Here is a 10,092-nt window from a genome sequence, read left to right as displayed (position 1 = left end):
AGTTCATCGAACGCCGCGACCACCAGGTCAAGATCCGCGGCCGCCGCGTCGAGACCGGCGAGATCGAAGCCGTCATCCGCTCCCTCGACACCGTCGCCGACACCGCCGTCGCCGTCCTCCCCGACGCCTCCGGCAACCCCCGCCTCATCGGCTACCTCACCGGCCCCGGCGTCGACCCGGACCGGATCCGCCGTCAACTGGCCGAGCTGCTGCCCGGGTACATGATCCCGGCGTCCTGGCTGGTGCTGCCCGCCATGCCGCTCACCGCCAACGGCAAGCTCGACCGCAAGGCCCTGCCCAGGCCCGACCTGGGGGACCAGGAGGAGGCCCGCGCGCCCCGCACCGAGCGCGAGCAGGTGCTGACCGAGATCCTCGCCGAGGTCCTCGGCACCGGCCGGGTCGGCATCGACGAGGACTTCTTCGCCCTCGGCGGCGACAGCATCCGCTCCATCCAGGTCGTCAGCCGCGCCCGCAAGGCCGGACTCACCCTCACCACCCGCGACATCTTCACCCACAAGACCGCCGCCGCCCTGGCCCAGGTCGCCGAGGAACAGGAGCAGAGCCCCGCCGAGTCCGCCCCGACGGAACCCGAAAGCAGTCTGATCGCCCTGTCCGACGAGGAACTGGCCGATCTGGAATTCGAGTTGAATGAGGAACTTTCGTGACGACCGCCCCCAGCACCGGGTCGAAGATCAGCGAAGTACTTCCGCTCTCCCCCCTCCAGCAGGGGCTGCTGTTCCTGTCCTCGTACGACCAGGCCTCGCCCGACCTGTACACCCTCCAGTTCGTCGCGGAGATCGACGGGCCGGGCGCGGGTGACGGCGAGCAGCTCGCCGCCCGACTGCGCGCGGCCTCGGCCGCGCTGCTGCGCCGGCACCCCAACCTGCGGGCCTGCTTCCGCAACCGCAAGACCGGCGAGCCCGTCCAGGTCGTCCTCAAGGAGACCGAGGTCGAGCCGGAGTGGCAGCTGCACGACCTCACCCACCTGCCCGAGGCCGACCGGGAGGAGGAGGCGCAGCGGCTGACGCGCGAGGACCGGCTGCGCCGGTTCGACCTGGCGCGGCCGCCGCTGATGCGGTTCACCCTGATCCGGCTCGGCGCGGGGCACCACCGGTTCCTCTGGTCGGTACACCACATCGTCATGGACGGCTGGTCGTTCCCGCTGGCCGTCCGCGAGCTGGTGCTGCTCGGCGACGAGGCGGGCGCGGCGGCGCTGCCCGCGCCCGCGCCGTACCGCTCGTTCCTGACCTGGCTGAACGGCCGCGACCGGGCCGCCGCGCGGGCGGCCTGGGCGCAGCTGCTGGACGGCCTGGACGGGCCGGTCCGGGCGCTGCCCGGCGCCGGTGACGGCGATTCCCTCGAACTGCCGTCGCTCGTCCGGGGGTTCCTGTCGCCGGAGCGCACCGCGGCGCTCGCCGGCTGGGCGCGCGGCCGGGGCCTGACCCTCAACACCGTGGTGCAGGGCTGCTGGGCGCTGCTGCTCGGGCGGCTCACCGGCCGCGAGGACGTGGTGTTCGGCGCCGTCACCTCCGGCCGCCCGGCCGAGGTCCCGGACGTCGAGTCGATGATCGGCCTGTTCGCCAACACCCTGCCGGTCCGCGCCGACCTGCGCCCGGACCAGCGGGCGAGCGAGCTGTTCGAGGCGCTGGCCCGCCAGCAGCTCGCGATGATGCCGCACGAGCATCTGCCGCTCGCCGAGGCGCAGGCCGCCTCCGGCGTCCAGGGCGAGCTGTTCGACACCGTCCTCGCCTTCCAGAGCTACCCGCTGGACGAGGCCGCGCTGTTCCGCGAGTCGGGCGGCACCGTCAGCTCCGCCCAGGTGCTCTCGGCCACCCACTACCCGCTGAGCCTCACCGTCTTCCCCGGGGAGCAGCTGGACCTGCACCTCGCCTACCGGCCCTCGGCCTTCGCCGAGAAGCCCGCCGAAGGCCCTGCCGAGAACCCCGAGGGCCTCACCGAGGGCCCGCAGGCGTCCGCGCAGCGCGTCCTGGACCAGCTGGTCCGCGTCCTGGAGCAGGTCGCCGACGACCCGCAGACCCTGCTCGCCCGGCTCGGCGCGCCCGAGCCCGCCGAACTGGCCCGCATCCTCGGCGAGTGGAGCGGCGCCGCGGCCGCCCCCCGGGAACCCGCGCGGCGCGCCACCATCGCGGAGCTGTTCGCCGAGCAGGCCGCCCGCACCCCGGACGCCGTCGCGGTCACCGCCCCCGGCGAGGCCGCCCTCAGCTACCGCGAGCTGGACGAGCGGGCCAACCGGCTCGCCCACCTGCTCGCCGCCCGCGGCGCCGGCCCGGAGAGCCTGGTGGCCGTCGCGCTGCCGCGCGGCGCCCAGCTGGTCGTCGCCGTCCTGGCCGTCCTCAAGGCGGGTGCGGCCTACCTGCCGCTGGAGCCCGGCCACCCGGCCGACCGGATCGGCTACACCCTGCGCGACGCCCGTCCGGCGCTGCTGCTGACCGCCGGCGGCGTGCTGCCCGAGCCGCCCGACGCCCCGGACCTGCCGCGCCCGGACCTGCCGCGCCTGGACCTGGACGCCCCGGAGACGGCCGCCGCGCTGGCCGCCCACCCGGCCACCGCCCCGGACACCGCGGCCTCCCCCGAGCACCCGGCCTACGTCATCTACACCTCCGGCTCCACCGGCCGCCCCAAGGGCGTCGTGGTGCCGCACCAGAACGTGGCGCGACTGCTGGAGGCCACCGACGACTGGTTCGACTTCGGACCCGGCGACGTGTGGACGCTGTTCCACTCCATCGCCTTCGACTTCACCGTCTGGGAGCTGTGGGGCGCCCTGCTGCGCGGCGGCCGGCTGGTCGTGGTGCCGTACGACGTGTCGCGCTCCCCCGACGCCTTCCTGGACCTGCTCGCCGAGGAGCGGGTGACCGTCCTCAACCAGACGCCGTCCGCCTTCTACCAGCTGATGCGCGCCGACGCCGACCGCCCGCGCCCGCTCGCCCTGCGGACCGTGGTGTTCGGCGGCGAGGCGCTGGACATCGGCAAGCTCGCCGACTGGTACACCCGGCACGCCGACGACGCGCCGCGCCTGGTCAACATGTACGGCATCACCGAGACCACGGTGCACGTCTCCTACCAGGAGCTGGACGCCCCGACGGCCGCCGCCGGCGGCGGCAGCGTGATCGGGCGCGGCATCCCGGACCTGCGGGTCTACCTGCTCGACGGCGCCCTGCGGCCCGTCCCGGCCGGCGTGCCCGGCGAGCTGTACATCACCGGCCCCGGCCTGGCCCGCGGCTACCTGCGCCGCCCCGACCTCACCGCGGCCCGCTTCGTCGCCTGCCCGTTCGAGCCCGGCGGCACCCGGATGTACCGCACCGGCGACCTCGGCCGCTGGCGGGCCGACGGCACCCTGGAGTACCTGGGCCGCGCCGACGAGCAGGTCCAACTGCGCGGCTTCCGCATCGAGTTGGGCGAGATCGCGACCGTCCTCGGCCACCACCCCGCGGTCGCCGAGGCGGCCGTGATCGCCCGCGAGGACCGGCCCGGCGACCAGCGCCTGGTCGCCTACGTGGTGCCCCGCGACGGCGCGGACCCGGCCGGGCTGCGGGAGTTCGCCGCCGAGCGGCTGCCCGAGTACATGGTCCCGGCGGCCGTGGTCCCGCTCGCCGCGCTGCCGCTGACCGCCAACGGCAAGCTCGACCGCCGCGCCCTGCCCGCCCCCGCGTACACCACCTCGGCCCGCGGCCCGCGCACCGCCGAGGAGGAGCGGCTCTGCGGCGTCTTCGCCGAGGTGCTCGGACTCGACCGGGTCGGCGTCGACGACGACTTCTTCACCCTCGGCGGCCACTCGCTGCTCGCCACCCGGATCGTCAACCGGGTCCGCGCCGAACTCGGCGCCGAACTCCAGGTGCGGGACCTCTTCGAGGCCCCCTCCCCGGCCCGCCTCGCCGAACGGCTGGCCGCCGCCGCACCCGGCCGCGCCCCGCTCGCCGCCGGGCCGCGCCCGGCCGTGCTGCCGCTGTCGTACGCGCAGCAGCGGCTCTGGTTCGTCGAGCACCTGGGCGCACCCGGCGGGCTGTACGCCATCCCGCTGGCGATCCGCCTCTCCGGGCGGCTCGACGTCACCGCCCTGGCGGGCGCCCTGCACGACGTGGTCACCCGGCACGAGGCGCTGCGCACCGTCTTCCCGCAGCGCGCGCCCGTCGGGGCCCCCGAGGCCGCCGGCGGCGGACCGGCCGAGCAGCGGGTGCTCACCCCGGCCGAGGCCGCCGTCCCGCTCCCGGTGAGCGAGACCACCGAGGCGGGCCTGCCCGCCGCCCTCGCCGCCGAGGCCGCGCACGGCTTCGACCTGGAGCACCACCTCCCGTTCCGCGCCCGCCTGTTCCGGCTCGGCCCGGACGAGCACGTGCTGACGATCGTCCTGCACCACATCGCCGCCGACGGCTGGTCGCTCGCCCCGCTCACCCGCGACCTCACCGCCTACTACCGGGCCCGGACGGCCGGCCGGCCGGCCCAACTGCCGCCGCTGCCCGTCCAGTACGCCGACTACGCCCTGTGGCAGCGCGGACTGCTCGGCACCCAGGACGACCCGCGCAGCGAACTCGCCCGCCAGCTCGGCTACTGGACCGAGACCCTGAAGGGCCTGCCGGAGGAACTGGCGCTGCCCTTCGACCACCCGCGCGGCACCCGGGCCGAGCACGGCGGCGACGTCGTGCGCGCCACCGTGCCGCAGCCGCTCACCGCCGAGCTGCACCGGCTCGCCACCGCCTGGGGCGTCAGCGTCTTCATGCTGCTGCGGGCCGGGCTCGCCGCCCTGCTCACCCGGCTCGGCGCGGGCACCGACATCCCGCTCGGCAGCCCGATCGCCGGCCGCACCGACGAACGGCTCGACGAGCTGGTCGGCATGTTCGTCAACACCCTGGTGCTGCGCACCGACACCTCCGGCGACCCGGGCCTGCGCGAACTCGCCGAGCGGGTCCGGGCCTACGACCTGGCCGCCCACCAGCACCAGGACGTGCCCTTCGAGAAGCTCGTCGAGGTGCTCAACCCCGAGCGCTCGATGGCCCGGCACCCGCTGTTCCAGGTGATGCTCGGCTTCCAGCAGGCCGGCCCGGCCCCGGCGCCCGAGGACGACCCGGAGCTCGCCGTGACCGAGCAGCCGGTGCCCGTCCGGACCGCCAAGTGGGACCTGTTCTTCCAGCTCACCGAGCAGGCCGGCGGCGCGCTCGCGCTCGCCGTCGAGTACCGCACCGACCTGTTCGAGCCCGCCACCGCCCGCCGGATCACCGACGCCTACCTGCGGCTGCTCGCCGCCGCCCTCGCCGAGCCCGCCCGGCCGCTGTCCCGGCTGGACCTGCTCGGGCCCGAGGAGGAGGCCGAACTGCTCGCCCTCGGCACCCACCGGGCCGGCACCCCGCGCAGCACCCTCACCGCCCTGGTGGACCGCCGGATCGCGGCCACCCCGGACGCGGTCGCGCTGGTCCACACCGAGCCCGGCCGCCCCGAGCGGCTGCGGCACACCAGCTACGCCGAACTGGACGCCGAGGCCAACCGCCTGGCCCACCTGCTGACCGCGCGCGGCGCCCGCCGGGGCGACCTGGTGGCGCTGCGCCTGGAGCGCGGCCCGGCCGTGGTGAGCACCCTGCTGGCGATCGCCCGCACCGGCGCGGCCTACCTGCCGATCGACCCGTCCTACCCCGACGAGCGGGTCCGCGACATGCTGGCCGACAGCGGCGCCCGGCTGCTCGTCACCGAACGCTCCCTGGCCGGACGGGAACTCCCCGCCGAGGTCGTCAAGCTGCTCCTGGACGCCCCCGAAACCCTGGCCGACCTGGCCGGCCGGCCCGTCACCGCCCCGGTGCCCGCCGCCCCGATCGACCCCGACGACCTGCTGTACGTCATCTACACCTCCGGCTCCACCGGCAAGCCCAAGGGCGTCGCGGTCCCGCACCGCGCCGCCGTCCGCCTGGTCCTGGGCCTGCCGGAGCTGGCGCCGACCGCCGCGGACACCTTCCTCTACTTCGCGCCGGTCGCCTTCGACGCCTCCACCTTCGAGATCTGGGGCGCGCTCGCCCACGGCGCCCGGGTGGCGGTCCACCCGCCCGGCCCGGCCGACCCGCAGGCCCTGGAGTCCTTCCTGGCCGCCGCCCGGGTGAGCGTCGCCTTCCTCACCACCCAGTTGTCCAACACCATCGCTGACACCCGGCCGCGCGCCCTGGCCCCGCTGCGGGCGCTGCTCACCGGCGGCGAGGCGCACTCCCGCGACCACCTGGACCGGCTGCGGGCCGCCCTGCCGGACACCACGGTGTTCAACGTGTACGGCCCCACCGAGACCACCACCTTCGCCACCGGCCAGGACCTCGGCCGCGCCCAGGGCACCGTCCCGATCGGCCTGCCGATCGGCGACACCTCCGCGTACGTCCTGGACGAGGCGCTGCGGCCGGTGCCGCGCCGCGTGGTCGGCGAGCTGTACCTGGCCGGCGAGGGCCTGGCCCGCGGCTACCTCGGCCGGCCCGGGCTGACCGCCGCCCGCTTCACCGCCTGCCCGTTCGGCGCCCCTGGCGAGCGCATGTACCGCACCGGCGACCTGGTCCGCTGGGACCGGCACGGCCGGATCGAGTACGTCGCCCGCGCCGACCAGCAGGTCAAGATCCGCGGCTACCGGGTCGAACTCGGCGAGATCGAACGGCTGCTGGCCGAGCACCCGGCCGTCGCCCGGGCCGCCGTCCTGGCCCCCGCCGACGCCGCCGGCCAGCGCCGCCTGGTCGCCTACCTGGTGCCCGCCGACGGCCGGCCGGCCCCCGGACCGGCCGAGTTGCGGGGCCACCTGGCCCGCTCGCTGCCCGGCCACATGGTGCCGGAGAGCTACACCGCGCTGCCGGAACTGCCGCTGAACGCCAACGGCAAACTGGACGTCAAGGCCCTGCCCGCCCCCGCGGCCGCCCCCTCGGCCCGCGCCCCGCGGGCGCCCCGCACCGAGCCGGAACGGCTGCTCTGCGCCGCCGTCGAGGAGGTCCTGGGCACGGGCCCGGTCGGCCCCGAGGACTCCTTCTTCGCCCTCGGCGGGGACAGCCTGAAGGCGATCCGGCTGGTCAACGCGGCCGTCCGGGCCGGGCTGCCGATCAGCCTCGGCGCGGTCTTCGAGCACCGCACCCTGGAGGCGCTGGCCGCGGCCGCCACCAGCGGAGGCGGCGCGGTCGACCTGCTCGGGCCCGTCCTGCCGATCCGGCCCACCGGCGGGCGGCCCCCGCTGTTCTGCGTGCACGGCGGCCTCGGCTTCGCGATCCCGTTCGCGGCGCTCGCCGAGCACCTCGACCCGGAGCAGCCGGTCTACGGCCTCCAGGCCCGCGGCCTGTCCGGCGACGGCCCGCTGCCGACCGACCTGGGCGACGTCGCCGAGGAGTACCTGGCCCGGGTGCGCGCCGTGCAGCCGCACGGCCCGTACCACCTGCTCGGCTGGTCCTACGGCGGCGTCGTGGCGCACGAGATGGCCGTCCGGCTGCACGCCGCCGGCGAGCGGGTGGCGTTCCTGGCCAACCTGGACGCCTACCCCGACGACGCCCTCGGCGCCCGGCCCAGCGACGCCGAGTTCCTCGCCGACTTCCTGGCCGAGGCCGGGATCGACGCGGCGGAGCCGGAACGGCTCACCCCGCAAGGCGTCGCCGCACACCTGGCCCGCACCGAAGGCCCCCTCGCCGCACTCGAACCCGGTACGCTGGAACGGCTGCTGGGGGTCATGCGGAACAACCTGGAGCTGTTCCAGCGGTTCACCCCGGGCCGCTTCGACGGCTGCCCGATGACGCTCTTCGTGGCGGCCGGCGGCGACACCCGCCCCACCCCGGAGGAGCGCGCCCTCAAGCTCAAGAGCTGGGAGCCGCACGTCGGTTCCGCCGTCCGCGCGCACGACGTGGACAGCGGGCACCAGCAACTGCTGCAACCCGCACCGGCGGCGGCGATCGGCGCGGTCGTCGAACACGCCCTCGCCGCCCTGGCCGCGAGCCCGACCGGCACCCCGACCACCTGACGCCCGATCAACCCGGCACGTCCCGCGATCCCGAGATCTGGAGAACAGTCATGGCGAACCCCTTTGACCGCGAAGACGGCACCTTCCTCGTCCTCGTCAACGCGGAGGGGCAGCACTCCCTGTGGCCGTCCTTCGCCGCCGTCCCGGAGGGCTGGTCGGTGACCCTGGAGGCCACCGACCGGGCCACCGCCGTCGCCCACATCGAGGGCAGCTGGACGGACATGCGCCCGCTCAGCCTCCAGCAGCAGGGCTGACCGGCCGGGCCCGCGCCCGGAATCCGGAAGAACGCCGCCGGACGGCTCCGAACCCCGCCGCCCGCCGCACCCCCAGGGCCTTCGCCCGACGGTGCGGCGGGCGGCCGTTTTGTCCCCGGCACCCCTCCCCACCAGGTACGCGACACCCCACCAGGACCCGTCAGTGAGCGGTCAGTTGGACGTCATCGACCCGTCATCGGGCCTGACTAATTTGCTGCCCAGAGGCCCGATTCTCCGGGCACCCCAGGGCACCCGCACAAGGCGCCCGCGAAAACGGAGGAAAACGAGCATGACGACGGTCGCGCCGGAGCGTCTCACCCGCATCCGCGAAATCATCGCCGAGAACATCGACGTGCACACCGAGTTCGCCGACACCGCGCTGTTCGTCGACGAGCTGGGCGCCGACTCGCTGAAGCTCATCGACGTGCTCAGCGCCCTGGAGATGGAGTACTCCATCGTCATCGACATGAACGAGCTGCCGAAGATGGTGAACGTGGAGGCCACGTACCAGGTGACCGCGACGGCCGCCGGCTGGTGATCGGGGCGGGTTCCGGGACCGGAACCCCCGCCCGCAGGCATCCCACTGCTTAAGGAGTCCCATGTCCACCGCACAGTCACCAGCGGCACCCCGCGCCGGCGTGCCGGCCGACCGCCGCCGGGTCGTCCTCACCGGCCTCGGGGCGATCTCCAGCATCGGCACGGGTGTCGAGGAGTACACCGCGGGGCTGCGGGCCGGCCGCTCCGGTGCGCGGCCGATCACCCGGTTCGACACCGAGGGGTTCGGCCAGAACATCGCCTGCGAGGTCCCCGACTTCGAGCCGGAGCGCTGGATCCGCAACGTCCCCCTCGACGACATGGGCCGCGCCGGGCAGTTCGCCGTCGCCGCCGCCCGGATGGCCGTGGAGGACGCCGGGCTCACCGAGTCCGACCTCGGCGAGCGCCAGGCCGTCATCAGCGTCGGCACCACCGACGGCGAGGGTCACGACATCGGCGTGCTGGTCGAGCAGGAGCTCGCGGCCGGGGACCCGGAGGCCATGGACCCGGTGCTGTCCCGCCGGATCAACGCCGGCCGGCTCACCACCGTCATCGCCCGCGAGCTGCGGATGCCGAACGTGGAGCCGACCACCATCACCACCGCCTGCGCGGCGGGCAACTACTCGATCGGCTACGGGCTGGACGCGATCCGCTCCGGCGAGGTCGACATCGCGCTGTGCGGCGGCGCCGACGCCGTCTGCCGCAAGGCCTTCGCGCTGTTCAAGCGCTTCGGCGCGCTCACCCCGGACGTGGTCCGCCCGTTCGACAGGAACCGCCAGGGCATCCTGACCGGCGAGGGCGCGGGCATCCTCGTCCTGGAGAGCCTGGAGTCCGCCCTCGCCCGCGGCGCGCACATCTACGCCGAGGTGCTCGGGTACGGCCTCAGCTGCGACGCCGCCCACCCGACCGCGCCGAACCGCGACGGCATCGCGCGCGGCATCCGGCTCGCCCTGGACGACGCCGGGGTCGAGCGGGACGAGATCGACTTCATCTCCGCGCACGGCACCGGCACCAAGGCCAACGACAAGACCGAGTCGGCCGCCATCGTCGACGTGTACGGCGACGCACCGCCGCGCACCGTCGCGGTGAAGTCGATGCTCGGCCACTCGATGGGCGCGGCCAGCGCGCTCGGCGCGATCGCCTGCAGCATCGCCATCGAGCACCAGTTCATCCCGCCGACCATCAACCACGTGGAGACCGACCCCGACTGCCCGCTGGACGTCGTGCCCAACCAGGCCGTCGACGCGCAGGTCCGGATCGTGGAGAACAACTCCAGCGCCTTCGCCGGCAACAACGCCATCCTGATTCTGGGCACGTACGGAGAGCGAGTCTGAC

General features: G+C 75.1%; 5 protein-coding genes. All 5 read left to right on the top strand.

The window, feature by feature from the left end:
- On the top strand, window positions 1–665 hold a 665-nt coding region (locus ABT015_RS23430; RefSeq protein WP_350882091.1), incomplete at its 5' end, for a phosphopantetheine-binding protein.
- Window positions 662–7,969 carry a non-ribosomal peptide synthetase gene (locus ABT015_RS23425; protein ID WP_350882089.1) on the top strand — a complete coding sequence of 2,436 codons (7,308 nt, stop codon included), beginning with the start codon at window positions 662–664 and terminating at the stop codon, window positions 7,967–7,969. The genes ABT015_RS23430 and ABT015_RS23425, both read left to right, overlap by 4 nt.
- Window positions 7,970–8,019: 50 nt before the next feature.
- Window positions 8,020–8,223 (top strand): MbtH family protein, encoded by a 204-nt coding sequence (locus ABT015_RS23420; protein WP_350882087.1) that lies wholly within the window; start codon window positions 8,020–8,022, stop codon window positions 8,221–8,223.
- A gap of 289 nt (window positions 8,224–8,512) precedes the next feature.
- A complete protein-coding gene (locus ABT015_RS23415) occupies window positions 8,513–8,761 on the top strand; it encodes an acyl carrier protein (RefSeq protein ID WP_063348726.1) in 249 nt (82 codons plus the stop codon).
- A gap of 61 nt (window positions 8,762–8,822) precedes the next feature.
- Window positions 8,823–10,091: a beta-ketoacyl-[acyl-carrier-protein] synthase family protein gene (locus ABT015_RS23410; RefSeq protein WP_350882084.1), complete on the top strand. Its 1,269-nt coding sequence runs from the start codon at window positions 8,823–8,825 to the stop codon at window positions 10,089–10,091.
- Window position 10,092: the final 1 nt, after the last annotated feature.

Source organism: Kitasatospora sp. NPDC094016, from assembly GCF_040304045.1.
Lineage (GTDB): Bacteria > Actinomycetota > Actinomycetes > Streptomycetales > Streptomycetaceae > Kitasatospora.
The sequence above is the reverse complement of the archived record's forward strand: the minus strand, read 5'-3'. Positions and strand labels throughout refer to the sequence as shown.

What these genes read in the sequence shown, in the direction of transcription:
- ABT015_RS23420 (WP_350882087.1), top strand. Translation starts at nt 8,020, where the DNA reads ATGGCGAACCCCTTTGACCGCGAAGACGGCACCTTCCTCGTCCTCGTC.
- ABT015_RS23415 (WP_063348726.1), top strand. Translation starts at nt 8,513, where the DNA reads ATGACGACGGTCGCGCCGGAGCGTCTCACCCGCATCCGCGAAATCATC.
- ABT015_RS23410 (WP_350882084.1), top strand. Translation starts at nt 8,823, where the DNA reads ATGTCCACCGCACAGTCACCAGCGGCACCCCGCGCCGGCGTGCCGGCC.